Annotated in this window: 15 protein-coding genes and 1 tRNA gene; 13 read left to right on the top strand and 3 right to left on the bottom strand. The window is 58.8% G+C overall.

The window, feature by feature from the left end:
• Positions 1-187 precede the first annotated feature (187 nt).
• The 7 genes from ADN00_RS10945 (at position 188) to ADN00_RS10915 (ending at position 9,709) form a co-directional block, all read left to right on the top strand.
• Positions 188-1,177: an ABC transporter ATP-binding protein gene (locus ADN00_RS10945; protein WP_075063013.1), complete on the top strand. Its 990-nt coding sequence runs from the start codon at positions 188-190 to the stop codon at positions 1,175-1,177.
• On the top strand, positions 1,174-2,160 hold the full coding sequence (locus tag ADN00_RS10940; RefSeq protein ID WP_075063012.1) for an ABC transporter ATP-binding protein: 987 nt from the start codon (positions 1,174-1,176) through the stop codon (positions 2,158-2,160). Before ADN00_RS10945 ends, ADN00_RS10940 begins: the two co-directional genes overlap by 4 nt.
• Positions 2,161-2,275: 115 nt before the next feature.
• Positions 2,276-4,084, top strand: coding sequence for a peptide ABC transporter substrate-binding protein (locus tag ADN00_RS10935; RefSeq protein WP_075063011.1), 1,809 nt, complete (start codon positions 2,276-2,278; stop codon positions 4,082-4,084).
• Positions 4,085-4,179: 95 nt separating this feature from the next.
• Positions 4,180-5,238: an ABC transporter permease gene (locus ADN00_RS10930; protein ID WP_075063010.1), complete on the top strand. Its 1,059-nt coding sequence runs from the start codon at positions 4,180-4,182 to the stop codon at positions 5,236-5,238.
• Positions 5,239-5,307: 69 nt separating this feature from the next.
• The gene (locus ADN00_RS10925; RefSeq protein ID WP_075063009.1) at positions 5,308-6,336 is read left to right on the top strand and encodes an ABC transporter permease; all 1,029 of its coding nucleotides are present in this window, start codon (positions 5,308-5,310) and stop codon (positions 6,334-6,336) included.
• Between the two features lie 178 nt (positions 6,337-6,514).
• A complete protein-coding gene (locus ADN00_RS10920; protein WP_075063008.1) occupies positions 6,515-8,458 on the top strand; it encodes a peptide ABC transporter substrate-binding protein in 1,944 nt (647 codons plus the stop codon).
• A 183-nt stretch (positions 8,459-8,641) separates the two neighbouring features.
• Positions 8,642-9,709 carry a response regulator gene (locus ADN00_RS10915; protein WP_075063007.1) on the top strand — a complete coding sequence of 356 codons (1,068 nt, stop codon included), beginning with the start codon at positions 8,642-8,644 and terminating at the stop codon, positions 9,707-9,709.
• Between the two features lie 56 nt (positions 9,710-9,765).
• Here ADN00_RS10915 and ADN00_RS10910 read toward each other — a convergent pair whose 3' ends face one another.
• Positions 9,766-11,493, bottom strand: coding sequence for a peptide ABC transporter substrate-binding protein (locus ADN00_RS10910; protein ID WP_075063006.1), 1,728 nt, complete (start codon positions 11,491-11,493; stop codon positions 9,766-9,768).
• A gap of 441 nt (positions 11,494-11,934) precedes the next feature.
• Between ADN00_RS10910 and ADN00_RS10905 the strand changes: the two genes are divergently transcribed.
• The 5 genes from ADN00_RS10905 (at position 11,935) to recO (ending at position 15,923) form a co-directional block, all read left to right on the top strand.
• Positions 11,935-12,005 (top strand) — tRNA-Gln (locus tag ADN00_RS10905).
• Between the two features lie 110 nt (positions 12,006-12,115).
• Positions 12,116-13,474, top strand: coding sequence for a bifunctional UDP-N-acetylglucosamine diphosphorylase/glucosamine-1-phosphate N-acetyltransferase GlmU (glmU, locus tag ADN00_RS10900; RefSeq protein ID WP_075063005.1), 1,359 nt, complete (start codon positions 12,116-12,118; stop codon positions 13,472-13,474).
• Positions 13,467-14,738, top strand: coding sequence for a hemolysin family protein (locus tag ADN00_RS10895; RefSeq protein ID WP_075063004.1), 1,272 nt, complete (start codon positions 13,467-13,469; stop codon positions 14,736-14,738). The genes glmU and ADN00_RS10895 overlap by 8 nt, the downstream gene beginning before the upstream one ends.
• Positions 14,722-15,132 (top strand): cytidine deaminase, encoded by a 411-nt coding sequence (cdd, locus tag ADN00_RS10890; RefSeq protein WP_075063003.1) that lies wholly within the window; start codon positions 14,722-14,724, stop codon positions 15,130-15,132. The genes ADN00_RS10895 and cdd overlap by 17 nt, the downstream gene beginning before the upstream one ends.
• Positions 15,133-15,137: 5 nt before the next feature.
• On the top strand, positions 15,138-15,923 hold the full coding sequence (gene recO / locus ADN00_RS10885) for a DNA repair protein RecO (protein WP_075063002.1): 786 nt from the start codon (positions 15,138-15,140) through the stop codon (positions 15,921-15,923).
• On the opposite strand, the gene ADN00_RS10880 is transcribed toward recO, so the two are convergent.
• A complete protein-coding gene (locus ADN00_RS10880; protein WP_075063001.1) occupies positions 15,920-16,480 on the bottom strand; it encodes a DUF3267 domain-containing protein in 561 nt (186 codons plus the stop codon). The genes recO and ADN00_RS10880 overlap by 4 nt on opposite strands.
• Positions 16,481-16,603: 123 nt before the next feature.
• On the opposite strand from ADN00_RS10880, the gene ADN00_RS10875 reads away from it, so the two are divergent.
• A complete protein-coding gene (locus ADN00_RS10875) occupies positions 16,604-17,923 on the top strand; it encodes a hypothetical protein (protein ID WP_075063000.1) in 1,320 nt (439 codons plus the stop codon).
• A gap of 4 nt (positions 17,924-17,927) precedes the next feature.
• On the opposite strand, the gene ADN00_RS10870 is transcribed toward ADN00_RS10875, so the two are convergent.
• Complete coding sequence (locus tag ADN00_RS10870) at positions 17,928-18,635, bottom strand: aspartate/glutamate racemase family protein (protein ID WP_075062999.1); 708 nt, start codon at positions 18,633-18,635, stop codon at positions 17,928-17,930.
• Between the last annotated feature and the right edge of the window lie 514 nt (positions 18,636-19,149).

Below are 19,149 nucleotides of genomic sequence, written 5' to 3'. Positions count from 1 at the left end.
ATAATTATATATATATTTCATCATTCAAACAGGTGATGGCTATCCTGTGTTGTTTGACACTCTAATTAATTCGGGTTATACTTTTCATCATCCCGAAATCTATTCTAGATCTTTTGAAGGTATGAAGATTGATATTGTTTTCTTCTTTTGCTTCCCCAAATCAAAATCCAATAAAGGATAAGGTTGCATGGCTGATCTTCTGAATGTGCAAGGCCTTGAAACACAATTCAAAACGCGAGAAGGAATTGTGCACGCGGTTAACGGTGTTTCATTTCGACTCAAAGAAGGTGAAACGTTAGGAATTGTGGGCGAAAGCGGTTGTGGTAAAAGTGTAACCGTTATGTCGATGTTGAGTCTCATCCCCACCCCTCCGGGAAAAGTGGTGGCGGGCACGGCTCATTACCAGGGTAAAGATTTAATCAAAATGTCCGCGGAAGAAATTCGTCATATTCGCGGGTCGCAAATCAGTCTGGTCTTTCAAGACCCGATGACTTCCTTTAACCCTGTGCTCACCATTGGCCGCCAGGTGGCCGAGCCGCTGGAGATTCATAATGGCGTGAGCCGCCAGCAGGCGTTTGACCGCGCGGCGGAGATGCTGGAAATGGTGGGCATCCCCAAGGCCAAAGAACGTCTCAATGATTATCCGCACCAGTTCTCTGGCGGCATGCGCCAGAGAGTAATGATTGCCATGGCGTTGATCTGCACGCCGCAGATTCTTATCGCCGACGAGCCCACCACCGCGCTGGATGTTACTATTCAGGCGCAAATTGTGGAGCTGGTCAAACGCCTGCGCGATGAGCTGGGAATGGCCATTATCTGGATTACGCACGATCTGGGGATTATCGCCGGCCTGGCCGACCGCGTGATGGTGATGTACGCCGGCCTGGTGATTGAAGAAGCCAATGTGAAAGATTTGTATGCCAACCCACAACATCCCTATACGCTGGGTTTGCTTGGCAGTTTGCCGCGTGTAGACCAAAGAAAAGAAGAACGGCTGATTTCGATTGACGGCTTGCCCCCTGTTTTGATGGAGCGCCCCAATTTCTGCCCGTTTGCTCCGCGCTGCACCTACGCCGTGGAGCGCTGCTGGAAAGAAAATCCAACGCTCGCAAGCGTAGGCTCAGAACACAATGTGGCCTGCTGGGTTGATCCTAAGACTGGGAGTGAACGCTCATGACCTCGAATTCCAAAGAAGTACTGCTTAAAGTTAATAATCTCGTCAAGCATTTCCCCATCACGCAGGGCATTGTCATCCAACGCCAGGTTGGGGCGGTCCACGCTGTGGACGGCGTCAGCTTTGATGTGTATAAAGGCGAAACCCTGGGGCTGGTGGGCGAATCGGGCTGCGGCAAGTCGACCACCGGACGCACCATTTTGCAGTTATACCGCCCCACTTCGGGAGAGGTGCTGTTTGAGGGGCGCAACCTGGTGGATTTAAAAGGCGAAGAGCTGCGCAAAACCCGCCGCCGCATGCAGATGATTTTCCAGGACCCGTATGCCAGTTTGAACCCGCGTATGACCGTGGGCGAGATCATCGGTGAGCCGATGCTGATTCACCGCACGCACACCGCTCAGGAAATTCAAGACCGGGTTGCCGACCTGCTGGCGCTGGTCGGGTTGAATCCCGCTTTTGCCAACCGCTACCCGCACGAATTTTCGGGCGGCCAACGGCAGCGCATTGGCGTGGCGCGCGCCCTGGCGCTGGATCCCTCTTTGATTGTTTGCGACGAGCCTATTTCGGCGCTCGACGTTTCCATTCAGGCGCAGGTAGTTAACTTGCTGGAAGATTTGCAGCAAGAGCTGGGCCTGACCTATCTGTTCATTGCCCATGACCTTTCGATGGTGCGTCACATCAGTGACCGGGTGGCGGTGATGTATCTGGGTATCATTGTGGAACTAGCCGATCGCGATGAACTCTACAACAATCCGCTGCACCCTTACACGCAGGCGCTGCTCTCCGCGGTTCCAATTCCGGACCCCGTGGCCGAAAGCAAGCGCCAGCGCATCATTTTACAGGGCGATGTACCCTCTCCGGTTAATCCTCCCTCAGGGTGCCGGTTCCGAACGCGCTGCCCGCTGGCGGTCGAGGTTTGCGCGCAGAAGAAGCCGGAATTCAGGGAGATTAAACCAGGCCATTTTACGGCCTGCCATTTGGTGTAGTTTGAAAGGAGGTGGCTGCGGGACAGTACAACCAAAAAATACTAGAACGCTCTATCTCTTTGAAGAACCACCAACTCCATTTCTAGTTCTTTCATCTTAAGAAGGAGGAGAAAGAATGCAATCGAAGAAACTGTTTGTGTTTGCTGCGTTGCTGATCGTTGCCAGCATGCTGTTGGCAGCCTGTCAGCCGGCCGCTGCCCCTGCTGAAGCGGTGGCAGAGAAGAAAGTGTTGAACCTCAATATGGGTCCTGGTGACATCCCCACCCTTGACCCCGCTCTGGCCACCGACACCTCGTCGAACCAGATTATTGAGCTCATCACCGTGGGCCTGACCCGCCAGAATGAAGTCACCACCGATGTCGAGCCTGGTATGGCTACCAGCTGGTCTATGGCTGATGATGGTGTAACCTACACCTTCACGCTGCGCGAAGACGTTCCGTGGGTGAAATACGACGCCGTTTCCGGCGAAGTTGTCCAGGTGATGGATTGCGAAGGCAACCCGCGCATGGTTACCGCCCAGGACTTTGTGTATGGTATGCTGCGCACCCTGGCCCCCGCCACCGCCTCTGACTATGCCTATGTGTTGGCCTTCGCCCTCAAGGGCGGCGCCGAGTACAATGCCGGCACGCTGGTGGATGTTGCTACCGGTGAAGTGATCGAAGACCCTGAGACCTTCGAAGGCGAATCTGCGCCCATCGGCCCCGAAGTTGTGGCTGTCAAGGCGATTGACAACAAGACCGTTGAGATGACCTTCAACGAGCCGGCTGTCTTCAACCTCAATATCGCTGGTATGTGGGTTGCCCACGCTATGCCTGCGTTCCAGATTGACGGTGACGACTGCACCGAAGCCAAAGGCGACCGCTGGACCGAGACCGGTTTCAACGTCTCTTACGGCCCGTACGCCCTGAAGGAATGGGTCCATGACTCTTACATCACCCTGGTGAAGAACCCCTTCTGGCCTGGACAGGACAACATCCCGCAGGCGAAGATTGACGAAATTACCTGGAAGATGCTGGATGAGGTTCCCGCCTACTCTGAGTACGAAGCTGGCACCCTCGACATCGCCGCTGTTCCGCTGGCCGACATCGACCGCGTAAAGGCTGACCCGACGCTCTCGAAAGAGCTGGTTATCGCCCCTGACCTGTGCACCTACTACTACGGATTCAACACCACCGCCCCGGTTGTGAACGACGTCCGCGTTCGCCGCGCCCTGTCGTTTGCTGTTGACCGCCAGAGCCTGATCGACAACGTGACCAAGGGCGGCCAGGAACCCGCTGGCTGGTTCTCTCGCCCCGGTCTGGCTGGCGCCCCCACCCGCGAAGAATATCCGGATCTTGGCGCGAAGTTCGACCCCGAATACGCCAAAGCCCAACTCCAGGAATACCTGGATGAGACGGGCCAGACGGTAGCCGACCTGGATATCAGCCTGATGTTCAACACCGGTTCCGGCCACCAGAAGATCGCCGAAGCCATTCAGGCAATGTGGAAAGAGAACCTGGGCCTGGACGTGAAACTGGTCAACCAGGAATGGAAAGTCTACCTCGAGACCATTAAGGGCGAAGAGACTCCTCAGATCTGGCGCCTTGGCTGGTGCCAGGACTACCCGGATGCCAACAACTTCATCCGCGAGGTGCTCGCGGTGGGTGGTTCGGCCAATACCGCCAAAGACGGTGTTCCGTTTGGTGGCGTAACCTGGAAGAATGAAAAATTCGAACAGGGTGTTCTGGATGCCGCTCGCGAGCAGGATCCTGACAAACGCACCCAGATGTACGCGGACCTGGAACAGTTGATCACTGTTGAAGACGCCATCATGATCCCGATCTACTGGTACACCCGTGTATCCACCACCAAACCGTACGTCGAGCGCACCTTCTCTGTGTTGGGCGGCCTCGAGCATATGGAAAAATGGGACATTAAGAAGTAAAACTTTGCTGTAAACATGGGCTGTTCGAGGGGGGGACTGTGTCCCCCCCTCATCTCCGCACCGTTTGATGGTGCAATCTTATTTGGAGGGCCTGCATGGGTCGTTATATTGTCCGACGTTTGTTATATATGGTTGTTGTGCTTTTTGTGGTATCGGCCATTACCTTTGGCCTGATGCACGCGGTCCCTGGCGGACCATTTGACCGTGAGAAGGCGCTGCCGCCTGAGATCATGGCCAACCTGGAAAAGCGGTATCACCTCGATGATCCGCTGCTGGTGCAGTATGGTAATTATCTGTACGATGTGTTTATTCCGCAATTCAGTACCACGGCTCCCACCCTGTCCATTGAGGACGACGCTTTGTTGAAGTTTAACGTGGGTGGCATTTATGTGAATTGGATGAACTTTGGTCCATCCTTCAGTTCACGCAGCCGCACCGTCAATGACATTTTCCGCGATCAGCTGCCGATCTCCATTCAATTGGGTATTTTGGCGCTGCTGGTGGCGATTATAATTGGCATGCCGTTGGGCATTCTCAGCGCGCTGAAACAGAACACCATTTTCGACTACCTGGGTATGTCGGTGGCGATTTTTGGGGTGTCGGTGCCGGTGATTGTATTGGGCCCGATCCTGATCTGGATTTTTGGTGTGCTGTTAAAAGTGCTACCCCCCACCGGCTGGGGCACCAAACCCCCGTTTTTACTGGGTTTCCTGCCCACCGACTATAGTTGGGAAGGTTTTTGGAAATATACCATTATGCCCGCCATCGCGCTGGGGCTGGGCAGCTCGGCGATTATCGCCCGCTTGACCCGCGCCAGTTTGCTGCAGGTGGTGCGCGAAGACTACATCCGCACTGCGCGCGCCAAGGGCTTGCGGGAAAATCTGGTGATCACCCGCCACGCTCTCAAAAATTCTCTCATTCCGGTTGTTACCATTCTCGGCCCCATGTTTGCCGCCCTGGTTACTGGTACCTTTGTAACCGAGTTGACCTTTGGCATCCCTGGTATGGGCCGTTATTTTGTAACCAGCATCACCAACCGCGATTACCCGGTCATTATGGGCACGATTTTGCTCTACGCGTTTTTCCTGGTCATCGCCAACCTGATTGTCGATATGGTTTACGCCTATCTTGATCCGCGCATCCGCTACGATTAAGCCAGGCCAAAATTTTGAGAGAATTGCGCTGCCGGATGAATACTCGGCAGCAGCTTGAGAGGAGGAAAAATGACTGCACAATTAAAAGTGGAGTCTCAAGATCACAGCCGCGGAGGCCAACCGCTGACGCAAAAACGGGAAAGCCTTTTTGCCGACGCATTCCGGCGCTTGCTGCGCAACCGCGCGGCGGTCATTGGCGGCAGTATCATTATCATTTTGATTGCTTTGGCGGTGCTCGCTCCGTATATTGCCCCCGCGCCGTTCGATAAACAGGTGCTGGAAGACCAGAACACCATTCCCCAGTGGCTGACGAGCGTTTTCCCCACCATGGCACCCTACGCGCGCATTTCAAACAATTACCCGCTGGGCGCTGACTATGTAGGCCGCGACCTGCTGAGCCGCATCATCTACGGCGCGCGCATTTCGCTGACGGTGGCGTTTATCGGCCCGATCATCAGCCTCATCATCGGTGTTACCTACGGGTCCATCGCCGGTTTCTTTGGCGGGCGCGTGGATAACATTATGATGCGCTTTGTGGATGTGCTTTACGCCTTCCCCAGCCTGCTGTTCATCATTTTGTTGATGGCCTTTTTCCGCTCCACTTTCTCCAAGCCAGACCCTGGCTCGATCACCTATGCGATCAGCCAGTTAGATGCCAAGATGGGCGGCATGCTCTTTATCTTCATTGGCATTGGTTTGACCGCCTGGGAGACGATGGCGCGCCTGACGCGCGGCCAGGTGCTCTCGGTGCGCGAGAAGGAATATGTTGAGGCTGCCCGCACCATTGGCGCGACCAACGGCCGCATCATGTTCAACCACATCCTGCCCAATATCGTAGGTCCGCTGGTGGTAGCCGAGACGCTGGCCATTCCCAGTTATATTTCCACTGAGGCGTTCCTGTCCTTCATCGGTCTGGGTGTGAACCCGCCCACGCCGTCTTGGGGCGCGATGATCTCGGATGGGGCGCAGATGGTGCGCACCTACCCCAACCAGACCATCTTCCCGGCGCTGGGGCTGGCGATTACCATGTTCGCCTTCAACTTCTTGGGCGACGGTCTGCGCGACGCGCTCGACCCGCGCCTGCGGGGCACGCAGTAATTCTCTTTTTCCCCATGCAGCTTTCGGCCTTCCCGCACCCCGGGAAGGCCTTTTTCTTAAGTACCCAGATTCCATCTGCGCCTGAATCGCGTTCAATGGGAGGTTATTGGTTATAATAAAGCGTGCCTGCGCGCCCTTGGGCGGCGCGCGGATGGATTTCAACGAACAAGGAGTAAGCATGCGTTCCCAAAAAACGCTTTGGATATTCATCGCTATATTGATGGCTGCCGTCCTGACCGGCTGCCAGGCGCAGGCAGCCGTAGAGCCGACTGCTACATCGGAGCCTTCTGCCACCCCCGTTCCGCCCACCCCCACCCCGCTGCCTGAGCGCTCGCTGGTGGTGTGCCTGCAGCAGGAACCGGCCACCCTTTACCCCTATGGAGCGTCTTCGCGCAGTATGTGGAGCGTGTTGGAGGCGGTATACGACGGCCCCTTTGATACCAACAGCTTTTCGGCCCAGCCGGTGATCCTCGAAAAGATGCCCTCCCTGGCAGACGGAGACGCGCGCATTGAGGCCGTGGATGTGAAAGCCGGCGATACGGTGATCAACGTCAACGGCGATCTGGTGGCATTAGGGGCCGGCGTCAGCGTTCTGCCGGCAGGCTGCACCGGCCCAGACTGCGCCGTGCAGTGGGACGGCGCTTCTGCCTTGCAGATGGAGCGTCTGGTGGTAGATTTTCAACTGCGGCCGGGTATCACCTGGTCAGACGGCGCACCGCTGACCGCCCAGGATTCGTTGTATTCCTTCCAACTGGCCTCCGACCCGGCCACGCCGGTATCGCGCTACCAGGTGAACCGCACCGCCGCCTACGAAGCCGTGGATGAGCAGACCATCCGCTGGACGGGTGTGGCGGGTTATATGCCACAGCGCTATGAAACTCTGTTTTGGATGCCGCTGCCTGAGCATGCCTGGGGCCAGACCGCGCCGGCCGACCTGCTGACTGCTGATATTTCGGCGCGCGCGCCGCTGGGCTGGGGCGCGTATGTGGTCAGCGAGTGGGTGGCGGGCGACCATATTAAACTGGTCAAGAACCCGGCTTACTTCCGCGCTGGCGAGGGGCTGCCTTATTTTGATGTGCTGGTCTACCGCTTTACCGGCGAGCAAACTGACAGCAACCTGGCGGCCATGTTGAGCGGTGAATGCGATGTGGTCGACCAGGCCGACCTGATGGATGAAGAGATTGAAGTGGTTTCTGACCTGCAAAAAGCAGGCAAGCTTAAAGCATACGTGGCGGTTGGCCCGGAATGGGAGCAGGTAAGCCTGGGGATTAAACCCGCCAGCTACGATGATGGGTATAACCCGGCCAGCGGCGACCGGCCGGACCTGTTTGCCGATGCGCGCGTGCGTCAGGCGCTGGCCATGTGCATGGACCGCCAGCAAATTGTGAACCGCTGGCTGCAGGGCTTCTCCTCGGTGCCGGCCGCCTATCTGCCGCCGTCGCACCCGCTCTTCCAGGCCGATCTGACAGCCCTGCCCTATGACCCCATTCAGGGCGCGCTGCTGCTCGACCAGGCAGGCTGGAAAGATTTTGACGGCGACCCTGCCACTCCGCGCACGGCGGCCGGGGTGCTGAATGTGCCCGATGGAACGGTTTTCTCGATCAACTATGCCACCACCAAGGCGCAGCTGCGGGTGAAAATTGCCGAGCTGATGGCCGAAAACCTAGCCGAGTGCGGTGTGCAGGTGAATGTGCAGTATTACGAGCCGGGCGACCTGTACGCGGCCGGCCCAGACGGTCTGCTTTTTGGGCGCAAATTTGACCTGGCGCAGTTTGGTTGGGAAAGCGGCGTGGTGCCGCCCTGCCAGTTCTTTGAGACCGCCCAGATCCCCGCGCCGGGCAACAACTGGCTGGGGGTGAATGTATCGGGGTACAGCAGCGCCCAGTTTGACGCGGCTTGCCAGTTGGCGCGCCAGACACGCCCCGACGCGGCCGAGTTGTACGCGTCGCGCCAGGCTGACGCGCAGCGCCTCTTCGCCAGCGATCTACCCGCAATTCCGCTGTATTACCGGATTAAGATCGCCCTGTCGCGCCCCGACCTGTGTGCGATGGAGGCGGACGCTTCGGCGCGCAGCCAGATGTGGAATATTGAAAGTCTGGATTACGGCGCGGCCTGTCAGTAAACCAGTTGCCAGAATGAACGCTGCAGAGGCGCGCGGTCCGCGCGCCTCTGTTGATTCTTTGTTGATGATCTACACTTTGATCTGCAATGGCCGCTGGCTTCACCTCGCGCGGCGTTTGCCGCTATAATTAAGGCAGCGGGGGAATCAATAGCCCTTGACACTGACGGATTGAGGATAAGGGGTATGCGAAGAGTGCTCATCGTTGAAGACGCGCAGGAACTGGGGAGGCTGCTTCAGGCATCACTAAAAACGCTCCCATTCCCGATTGAGAGCGTAATCGTTCCTTCGGCGGAAGAGGCCATGCTGGACGCGCGCCAGCACCCGCCGGACTTGCTGGTAACCGATATCCGCCTGCCGGGCATGAGCGGGCTGGATTTGATTCAGAAGCTGCGTGATCGCTTGCCGCAAACCCGCTATGTGGTCATTACCGCCCTGGCTGAAGATGAACACCGCATCCGGGCGCGCAAGATGGGTGTGCGCGCTTATTTTCAAAAGCCGATGGAGCTGGCCGATTTTCTGGCGGCGGTAACGGCGGCGCTGGAAGTGAGCGAGTCGGAATTTGAATCGGAATCGCCGCGTGGCGCGGAGAAAACCTTACGCCCGCCTCACAACGCCTTTTCCATTTCAGAATGGCTGGCCAATTTGCGCGCCGGGTTGAAAGCTCAGGCGGTGCTGGTGCTGGACGATCACGGGCGGATCACCGGTCAGGCCGGCGACTTTCCGTCCCCTGATGTGGAGCAGCGCTGGATTCCGGCCATGATGGCGGCCAACAGCTCGCATCACCGCCTGGCCCACATGCTGGGCGAGGCTCACCCGCACAGCCTGCAGGTATTTGCCGGCCGTGAATTTGATCTGTTCCTGGCCCCGGTGGGCGATTACGCTCTGGTGTTGGTATTTGGAGTGGGCAGCGCGGCCAGCTTTACGGCGCAGGTGTATGGCCAGATTCTGGAAGCCCAACTGGCGCTGGTTGAGTCTTTCAGCCAGGTGGGCGCGCATTTTCAGCAAGAAGAACCGTCTGCGCCTGCGCCAGCCGCCGAAGAAGCCGGGGAAGCGCCGGAAGAGGACAACCTGAGCGCGCTGGAGGCACTGCTGGCCAACCCTGGCGAGTCGCTGCAGGTGCAGGATGCCGACGCGTTCTGGCAAAACACCAACGGTGAGCCTTCGTCGGGCAGGGTAACCCTGCCGGGGGCCATCTCTTACGAACAGGCGCGGCAGTTGGGGCTGCTCCCCAAAGATGCCCAGGAAGAATAAAAAAAACAGCGCGTGGAAACCCCACGCGCTGTTGATTTGAGCGAAGCTTCAGCCGCTTACTTCAGCGTCCACTTCTCGTAGCGTTCGTAACCGGTTACCGAGGGTTCCATCTGGAAGCGTGATTGGCGCAGTTCCAGGCTGCTGTACCAGTACAGCGGGGCAACCACGGCTTCGTCACTGACCAGGATCTGCTCAGCGTCAGCGTATAATTGCTGGCGTTTGGCTGGGTCGGTCTCTTTGGCAGCGGCGGTAAGAATTTCCACAAACTTTTCATGCGACGGGCCAGACCAGTCGACCACATCCGCGAAACCGGCGCCGGGGATGCCGAAGACTTCCATGAGGAAGTTGTTGGCGTCCGGGTAGTCCTGAATCCAGCTTGAGCGGTAGATATTCTCCCCGCCTTCGGTGCGGGTTACTTTGTACACTTTCCATTCCTGGTTGGTGAGCTGCACATCGAGGCCCAGATTTTCTTTCCACATTTGCTGGATGGCTTCCGCGCGCATCTTGTGGCCTTCGGAGGTGTTGAACATCAGCACCATGTCGAGGTCTTCGCGGGTGAGGCCTTTTTCGGTCAGGTAGTCGTCCAGCAGGGCGTTGGCGGCTTCGGGGTCAAACTTCACACCCAATTCCGGGAATTTCTCGGGGCTGGGCGCACCGGTGGCGCCGGGGTGGGTGAAGAAGGGCGCCACAATGCCTTCTTTGATCACTTTCACCAGGGCTTCGCGGTCAATGGCCATCGAAAGGGCCTGGCGCACGCGCACGTCATCGGTGGGGGCTTTCTGGGTGTTGAAGCTGTAGAACTCGGTGCCTAGCTCAGTGACGGGGAAGAGCATGTCTTTGTATTTGGTGTCCGAGACGATGCGGTCGAAATCGCCGGAGGGGATTTCGGAGATGTCGGCGGTGCCGGCTTCAAACTCGGCCAGGCACGAGCTGCCGCTGAGCGTGGTCCATACAATTTGGTCAACGGTGGGGCTGGGCACAACCGCGTCGCCTGGCCAGTAGGGGTTCTTCACCAGCGTCAGGCGTGAGTCGTGGATCCATTCCTTGAGCACAAAGGGACCGTAGCCCTGGAAGAAGCCGGTCTCTACCCAGCGGTTTCCCACGCCTTCGGTGCAGTCGTCGCCGTCGATCAGCCAGGAAGGCTGGGCGTGGGTGAACCACAGACCGATGATGCTGAGGTTGTACACGTTCGGTTCAAGGAATTTGATTTCCAGGGTGGTGTCATCGATGGCTTTGATACCCACACCAGAAGCATCTTCAGCCTCGCCGGCAGAGTAGGCTTCAGCGCCAGCTACCGTCAGGCCGAGCACATAAGCATAATCAGCACCGGTATCGGGGTTGGCAGTGCGCAGCATACCGTACTCAAAATCTTTGGCGGTCACTTTGCGCGGGTTGCCTTCGCAGTCCAGCACTGGCACAACTTCTTTGGCCACGCCGTCCCATTTGACCCACTGGACGTCATCACGGATCTTGAAGGTGTAGGTGAGTCCGTCATCCGAGACGGTGTAGCTGGTGGCCATGGCCAGTTCATTCTCGGTGGTTACTTCGTTCTGGCGGGTGAGGCCAACCGTGGTTTCGTCAATGATCTGGATGGAAATCACGTCCCACGCCAGAGCGGGGTCGATGGTGGGAATATCGCCGGCGGTGCTGCGGCAAATGTTCAGCACAACCGGTTCGGTCCCGGCTGCCGGGACTTCTGCGGCAGGGGCGGGCTGGCAGGCAGCCAGCAGCATGGAGGCAATGAGCACAACGCTGATAATCAGCCAGGTTTTAACACGAGACATCTTCTGTTCCTCCTCAAAGGTGATTGTTCGGAAAGTAAAACAACATGGAAAGGGTATGCGGTCAGGCTTGTGAGGGTGACTCCTTTCTATATCCTGTTCTCCTGTGGGATATGGGCAAATAAAAACCGCTAGCAAAAATTTAACGGGCTGGGCATGCCCGATAAAAGCATCCAATAAATGGTTTTAGGCTGTCAGGAAAATGTGGGAGCAGACGGGGAACCCTTTGGGCTGTCTCACCGCCCGACCCTGATCTGATCAAGGCAATCTATTCAAAAGCCGCCTGTATTGGGAGACAACCGTCCTGGCAGGGTTACTGATGAATAGCGAGTTAAATTTCATAAATAAAGAATTTTATAGCACAAAATGTCTTACAAGGCAACCGCACTATTGCCAGTTTAGCAAGAATTGTGTTAAAATTCAATCCTGATGACCTGTAAACACAGGGGCGTGGTGCAATGGCAGCACACCAGACTTTGAATCTGTTGATCTTGGTTCGAATCCGAGCGCCCCTGCCTGAGACTTTCGCTGCTCAAAAGAAAAACAGGCTTTGCGTCGCTTTGTCGGCAGCGCAAAGCCTGTTTTTGTCTCATACACTGCTGTCTTGCCTGGGAGGAAAACCAAAATGAATGTTAGTGCTGTGATTCTCGCGGCTGGTCAGGGGACCCGCATGCGCTCCAAATTACCCAAAGTGCTCCACCCCATTTGCGGGCGCCCGCAGATCGAGTACAGCTTGCGGGCTGCCGCCGGCGCGGGCGCGGAAACAATTGTAGTGGTGGTTGGCCACGGCGCCGAGCAGGTGCGCGAGGTGGTGGGCGAGCGGGCGGTTTTCGCGCTGCAAGAGCAGCAGTTGGGCACCGCCCACGCGCTGCAATCGGCGCGCTCGCAAGTGAGCGGCAGCGCAGGCCTGGTGCTGGTGATCAGCGCGGATATGCCCCTGCTGACCGGCGAGACGCTCTCCGCGCTGGTGGAGGCGCAGCGCGGCAGCACGGGCGCGCTCAGCCTGCTGACGGTCATCTCTGACCATCCGCGCGGCTTTGGACGCGTTGTGCGCGGCCCCGATGGATTGGTGGTGGCGATTGTGGAAGAGCGCGACTGCACGCCCGAACAGCTTGCCATCCGTGAGCTGAATGTGGCCGCCTACTGCTTCAACGAAGCCTGGTTGTGGGGCGCGCTGGAGCGCGTGAAGAAGTCTCCCAAGGGTGAATATTACCTGACCGATGTGGTGGCGCTGGCCGCGCAAGACGGTCTGAAGGTCAACGCGATTGTGCTGCAAGACCCCGCCGAAGCGATGGGGATTAACACCCGCGTGCATCTGGCCGAGGCCGAAGCCGTGATGCGCCAGCGCATCAATCAGCGCCACATGCTCAATGGCGTAACGCTGATTGACCCGGCCACCACCTTTATTGAAGACAGTGTGCAGATCGGCATGGACACAGTGGTGTGGCCAAACACCTACCTGCGCGGCAGCACGCACATCGGCGAAGACTGTCAGATTGGCCCGAACACGATGATGGACGACTGCCAGGTGGGCAATCGCTGCAAGGTGCTGGCGGCGGTGATGGAAAAGGCCGTGCTGGAAGACGACGTGGATATGGGCCCCTTTGCGCGGCTGCGCAAGGGCGCGCACCTGGCCCAGCACGTTCACATGGGTAATTTTGGCGAGGTGAAAGACTCGTATCTGGGGCCCGGCACCAAGATGGGCCATTTCTCATACATTGGCAACGCGCAGATCGGCCCGGACGTGAACATTGGCGCGGGCACCATCACCTGTAATTACGACGGAGTGAAGAAACACCCCACCGAGATTGGCGCCAATGTGTTTATTGGCAGCGACACCATGCTGGTCGCGCCGCTGAAAATCGGCGATAATAGTAAAACAGGTGCGGGATCGGTGGTAACGCATGACGTGCCCCCCGACACGGTTGTTGTGGGTGTGCCGGCCCGCCCGTTGACGAAGAAAACTGAAAGGCACGATGGATAATCTTTTGTGGATGGGTCTTGGTTTCGCGCTGGCGGTTGACCTGCTGGTATCGATGGCGCGCGCCAGCCTGGTGCACGCGCGCCTGCCGCATCTGATCAGCCGCCGCGAAGAAAACCAACCGGCTGTGGACCGCGCGCTGGCTCTGTTGGAAAAGACGCACCTGATGGCCAGCTTGCGCTTCAGCCTGGCGCTGGCGCATTTCATTCTGGCCGGGTTTGCCTGGCTGCTGGCCAGCCAACTGCTGCCCGCGGCAGGCCTGGGCGTGCTGCTGCTGGTGGCTTTGGGGGCCGCGCTGCTGGCAGTAGCGCTGGAGTTTGCTCTGGAGGGCGCTATTCTGCGCGATCCGGAAGGTTGGGCAATGCGCCTGGCCCCCGTCTCGGCGGTGTTGGTGTGGGTGTTCCGCCCGGTTTCATGGCTGCTGCTGCGCTTGCTGGGCTCACCCGAATTGCTGGTGCGCTCGCCGGGGTCGGTAACGGAAGATGAGCTGAAGAACTGGGTGGAAGAAGAACAGCCGGAAGGCGGGCTGGAGATGGGCGAGCGCAAGATGATCTATTCCATCTTCCACTTCAGCGACACGCTGTGCCGCGAGATTATGGTGCCGCGCATCGACGTCTTCGCCCTGGACGTGAAATCCACGCGCGAGCAGGCGGTAGAGGCCGTGCGCCAGTCGGGCCATTCGCGCTTTCCGGTGTATGAAGAGACCATCGACGAAATCATTGGCCTGCTGTATGCCAAAGATATGCTTGAAATTGATAACGGCCATCCTCGCCCCATCCGCGAGCTGCTGCGCCCGGCCTATTTTGTCCCTGAAGCCAAAAAAGTGGATGAGCTGCTGCGCGAGATGCAGGCGCGCGGGGTGCACATGGCGGTGGTGGTGGATGAGTATGGCGGCATGGCCGGGCTGGTCACCCTGGAAGACATTGTGGAAGAGATCGTCGGCGAGATTCGCGATGAGTATGACGAAAAAGAAGAACTGCCCTTCCAGAAGATCAGCGCGGACGAGTATTTATTCCAGGGGCGCATTGACCTGGACGATATTAACGAACTGCTGGGCACGCACCTGACGAAAGAGATTGCCGATACGCTGGGCGGATTTTTATACGGTGAGATTGGCGGCGTGCCCCTGGGTGGTGAAGAAGTAACAATTGAAGGTTGGAATTTAACCGTGGAACAGGTGAGCGGGCGGCGCATTCGCCTGGTGCGTGCCGCGCGCCGGCCTGCCGAGTCGCTATTGGAGGAGAAAAACCATGACGCTGACCGCTGAAATGCGTGACCGCCTGATTCAAATGGCGATCGAAGCGCGCAAATGGGCGTACGTGCCCTACTCGCATTATCCGGTAGGGGCGGCCCTGCTGACGGCTTCGGGCAAGGTGTATGACGGCGTGAATATTGAAAACGCGGCCTACCCCACCACCATCTGCGCCGAGCGGGTGGCTGTGTTTAAGGCTGTGTCGGAAGGTGAGCGCCAGTTTGAGGCGATTGCCGTGGTTACCGATAACGGCGGTTCGCCGTGCGGAAGCTGCCGCCAGGTGCTGGCCGAGTTTGGCCTGGATACGCTGGTCTATATCGCCGATAAGGACGGGCAGGTGCGCATGGAAACCACCGTGGGCGGCCTGCTGCCGGGGGCGTTTACTCCCAAAGATTTACCCCGCGATTAACCCGCATGCCCAATGAAGTTCGCTCGCTGCGCGTGGAGGGGGTGGTGCTGCGCCATTCCGATTGGGGTGAGGCTGACCGCTTGCTGCTGGTCTACACCCGCGAGCGCGGCAAGCTGCGCGCGCTGGCCAAAGGGGTGCGTAAGCTGCGCTCGCGCAAGGCAGGCCACCTGGAGCCGTTTACCCGCGTGGCGCTGATGCTGGCGCGCGGGCGGGATATGTGGATTGTAACCCAGGCCGAAACCGTGGAGGCCTACCTGCCGCTGCGCGACAATCTGCTCAAGCTGGGGCAGGCGGCCACCGTGCTGGAATTGGTGGACCGCTTTGGTTATGAAGAGGGTGAAGACCCCGGCCTGTACCAGCTGCTCACCGCCACTTTGCGGCGCATCTGCGAAGAAGAAGACGCGTTTCTGGCACTGCGCTATTTTGACCTGCGCGTGCTGGACCTGTTTGGCTTCCGGCCGCAGTTGTTTCATTGCGCGCGCTGTGGGGCCGAAATCAAAGCGGAAGACCAGTTCTTCTCGGCGCTGCAGGGCGGAGTGCTGTGCCCGCGCTGCGGTCCGCAAGACCCTACCGCCCGCCCGGCTTCGGTGGAGGCGCTGCGCTTTCTTCGCCATATCCAGCGCAGCAATTACACCGAGAGCAAACGCGCCAATATTCCCGCGCCCATTCGCAGCGAGATGGAACAACTACTGCAATATTACTTTACCTATCACCTGGAACGAAAGCTGAACAGCCCGGATTTTCTGCGCCGTATTCGCCAGAACGGCAGAAACGGCAGCGCAGAAGGCTAGCCGCTGGGAATCACCCAGCAGCCGGCCTTGGTGGGGTGATCTTCCACCTGGCTGGCTGGCGGCACCTGCCGCAGCAGCCACAGCACCAAAAAGTCGCCGCTGGCGGCAAAGGTGAACACCGCGCCCCACAGCATCCAGCCCGCTTCCCCGCTCCACAACCCGTAAAGATAGGGCAGCAGCCCAACCACCAGGCCTGGCATCATCGTGCCCAGCCGGTAGATGTTAACGTCCAAAGGGGTTTTTACGTGGGCGTAGGGCGTGAGGGTTTTCCATTCCACCCCAAAATGCAGGTCCGAGAGGCGCAGGCGGCCAAACAGCACCCAGCTCAGGCCGTGCAGCCACTCATGCGCAAGGATTCCGCCTAAAAATAGCCCCAGTAGTATCAGCGGGCGGGGAAAGCTCCACTCCAACGCGCGCGCCAGCGGAGAAAACCCCCAGCGCGCGGTGTAAGCCCAGCCGCAGGCGGCCAGCAGCGGCAGGCCAATCGCCAGGCCGTAGAGATTGGCAGCCAGCATGGACACAGCGTATTCGGTACGGGCGGGGGGCGCAGAGTTCATCGGCGGGTGATCCTCAATTTTTTTTCGCAGACTGCATTTTGATTGTACACCAAAGACTCTACGGAGCGGCGCAGGGCGGGCGCTTTAGGGTATACTTCTTCCACTGCGCTTATGAACCCGACTATGACTCTCCAACCCCGCCCACTGACCTTGCGGCGCATTATCAAAACCTGGTGGCCGCTGGCGGCCAGCTGGCTGATGATGACCCTGGCGTTCCCGGCGATGAACGCGGTGATCGCGCGCCTGGCCGACCCGGAAATCAACCTGGCGGCCTACGGCAGCGTGGTGCACCCCATTTCGCTGATCATCGAATCACCCATCATCATGCTGCTGGCAGCATCCACCGCGCTGAGCAAGGATTGGGCCTCTTACCTGAAGGTGCGGCGCTTCACGCACATCGCGGCGGTCAGCTTGGGCCTGCTGCATGCTTTGGTGGCTTTTACCCCCCTGTACTATTTTGTAACGCGCCAATTGTTGGGCGTGCCGGAAGAGATCATTGAACCGGCGCGGCTGGGGCTGATGTTTATGACCCCCTGGACGCCGGCCATCGCCCTGCGCCGCTTCGAGCAGGGCGCGATGATCCGCTATGGCCATTCGGACGCGGTGGTGGTGGGAACTGTGATTCGCCTGGTTACCTATCTGCTGGCGCTGGGGGTGGGGTACAGTCTGCAGACGGTGCCGGGAGCCGTGGTGGGGGCAGCGGCGCAGGCGTTGAGTGTGACGGCGGAAGGCACCTACGCTGTGCTGCGCGTGCGCCCGGTGTTGGACGAAATCCGCGCCGCGCCGGCGGTAGAGCCGCTCACCTGGGGTAAATTCTTCGCCTTTTATGTGCCCCTGGCGCTGACCTCGCTGATGAGCTTCTTGTGGCAGCCTGTCGCTTCGGCCGGGCTGAGCCGCATGCCGCGCGCGCTGGAATCGCTGGCGGTGTGGCCGGTGGTCTATTCATTGGTCACCGTGCTGCGCAGTTTTGGCACCGCCTATAACGAAGTGGTGGTGGCGTTGATGGGCGAGCCGCGCGCGCACACCAGCCTGCGGCGCTTTACCACCGGCCTGGCGCTTTCCACCTCCGGCTTGCACCTGCTGCTGATGATCACCCCGCTGGCTTACCTGTATTTCAACCAGTTGAGCGCGCTTTCGCAGCCGTTATCCAGCGTGGCGGTTCAGGGAACGTGGATTCTGCTGCCGATTCCCGCGCTGGTGGCCATGCAAAGCTGGTACCAGGGAGCGATTATGCACGGCAGCGACACGCGCGGCATTTCCGAATCAGTCGCGATTTTCCTGGCGACGGCGGCTCTGGTGCTGGCTGTGGGTGTGGCGCTGGGGCGCGGCATAGGCCTGTATTACGGCGCGCTGGCGTACCTGCTGGCCAGCCTGGCGCAGACTGCCTGGCAGTGGTTGCGCAGCCGCCCGGCGATGCGTGCCGCGCGCTCCGAATCCCGGTAATTTTTTAAGACAAATCCAGTTCGCCCAGGGCCGCGTCTACCGCGGCTTCTGCGTGAATGCGTGTGGTGTCGAAGAGCGGCAGGTCAACGTCGCCTTGTTTGACCAGCAGGCCAATCTCGGTGCAGCCCAGAATGACACCCTGCGCGCCTTCGGCTTGCATTTGGCTGATGATGCGCGCAAACTCCGCCCGTGAGGCGGGTTTGGTTTGCCCCAGCACCAGTTCGTCGTAGATGACGCGGTGCACCAGGCCGCGCCCGGCGGCGTTTGGGACCAACACTTGCAGGCCGTGCAGGCTTTCCAGCCGTCCGCAGTAGAAGTCTTCTTCCATGGTGAAGCGCGTGCCCAGCAGGCCAATCTTGGTCATGCCCGTCTGCTTTACGCGCGCGGCGGTGGCGTCGGCGATGTGCAGCAGGGGGATTTGCAGCGCGGCGCGCACTTCTTCGGCCATGCGGTGCATGGTGTTGGTGCAGATCATCAAAAAATCCGCGCCGCCGCGCTGCACCTGCAGGGCCGCGTCGACCATCATTTGGGTGGCCTCGTCCCAGCGCCCGCTGCTTTGCAGTACCTCGATCTCCGCGAAATCAACTGAGACCATAACGCTTTTGGCCGAATGCAGCCCGCCCAGCTTTTCGCGCACGCGCTGGTTGGTGATGCGGTAATACTCGATGGATGATTCCCAGCTCATCCCGCCGATCATGCCGATAGTTTTCATATTTTGTTTCCTTGAGGTAAGGGTGAAATGAATAAGGAATTGTATCATTGATGGCGCGGACCCCACCCCAAGCCTTCCCCAAAATGCTGGAAAGCGCATTGTAGGGAGGGAGCCGCAGTTCTTCCGTAGGGTGCGGCGGTACACCGTCTTGGGGATGGCGGTCAATCGCAATTTGCCCATCAACGGACGGTGGGTTGCGGGCGGGGACAAAATGGTTTTGACTCAGCGTTGGTTGATCCGCCCTCAACGCCACCCTACAAGAGAACTCAATCCGCGGTAGGGTGAGAGCAAGGCGGGCCCGCCTGTTCAATGGTAAACCGGCGGAATGATCCGCCCGAATCCCACCAACAAAAGCCGACGGTGGGTTGCGGGCGGCGACAAAATGGTTTTGGCGCAAAGTAGATCGGCCGCCCTCAACGCCACCCTACAAGAGAACCCAATCCGCGGTAGGGTGGGAGCAGGGCGGATCAGCCTGTTCAATGGTAAACCGGCGTAGCTACCCGCCCGAATCCCA

The sequence above is a fragment of the Ornatilinea apprima genome, from assembly GCF_001306115.1.
Classification (GTDB): Bacteria; Chloroflexota; Anaerolineae; order Anaerolineales; family Anaerolineaceae; genus Ornatilinea; species Ornatilinea apprima.
The sequence above is the reverse complement of the archived record's forward strand: the minus strand, read 5'-3'. Positions and strand labels throughout refer to the sequence as shown.

Bases quoted from the DNA above. Each gene is read 5' to 3' on its own strand.
- ADN00_RS10945 (WP_075063013.1), top strand. From the start codon at position 188: ATGGCTGATCTTCTGAATGTGCAAGGCCTTGAAACACAATTCAAAACG.
- ADN00_RS10940 (WP_075063012.1), top strand. From the start codon at position 1,174: ATGACCTCGAATTCCAAAGAAGTACTGCTTAAAGTTAATAATCTCGTC.
- ADN00_RS10935 (WP_075063011.1), top strand. From the start codon at position 2,276: ATGCAATCGAAGAAACTGTTTGTGTTTGCTGCGTTGCTGATCGTTGCC.
- ADN00_RS10930 (WP_075063010.1), top strand. From the start codon at position 4,180: ATGGGTCGTTATATTGTCCGACGTTTGTTATATATGGTTGTTGTGCTT.
- ADN00_RS10925 (WP_075063009.1), top strand. From the start codon at position 5,308: ATGACTGCACAATTAAAAGTGGAGTCTCAAGATCACAGCCGCGGAGGC.
- ADN00_RS10920 (WP_075063008.1), top strand. From the start codon at position 6,515: ATGCGTTCCCAAAAAACGCTTTGGATATTCATCGCTATATTGATGGCT.
- ADN00_RS10915 (WP_075063007.1), top strand. From the start codon at position 8,642: ATGCGAAGAGTGCTCATCGTTGAAGACGCGCAGGAACTGGGGAGGCTG.
- ADN00_RS10910 (WP_075063006.1), bottom strand. From the start codon at position 11,493: ATGTCTCGTGTTAAAACCTGGCTGATTATCAGCGTTGTGCTCATTGCC.
- glmU (WP_075063005.1), top strand. From the start codon at position 12,116: ATGAATGTTAGTGCTGTGATTCTCGCGGCTGGTCAGGGGACCCGCATG.
- ADN00_RS10895 (WP_075063004.1), top strand. From the start codon at position 13,467: ATGGATAATCTTTTGTGGATGGGTCTTGGTTTCGCGCTGGCGGTTGAC.
- cdd (WP_075063003.1), top strand. From the start codon at position 14,722: ATGACGCTGACCGCTGAAATGCGTGACCGCCTGATTCAAATGGCGATC.
- recO (WP_075063002.1), top strand. From the start codon at position 15,138: ATGCCCAATGAAGTTCGCTCGCTGCGCGTGGAGGGGGTGGTGCTGCGC.
- ADN00_RS10880 (WP_075063001.1), bottom strand. From the start codon at position 16,480: ATGAACTCTGCGCCCCCCGCCCGTACCGAATACGCTGTGTCCATGCTG.
- ADN00_RS10875 (WP_075063000.1), top strand. From the start codon at position 16,604: ATGACTCTCCAACCCCGCCCACTGACCTTGCGGCGCATTATCAAAACC.
- ADN00_RS10870 (WP_075062999.1), bottom strand. From the start codon at position 18,635: ATGAAAACTATCGGCATGATCGGCGGGATGAGCTGGGAATCATCCATC.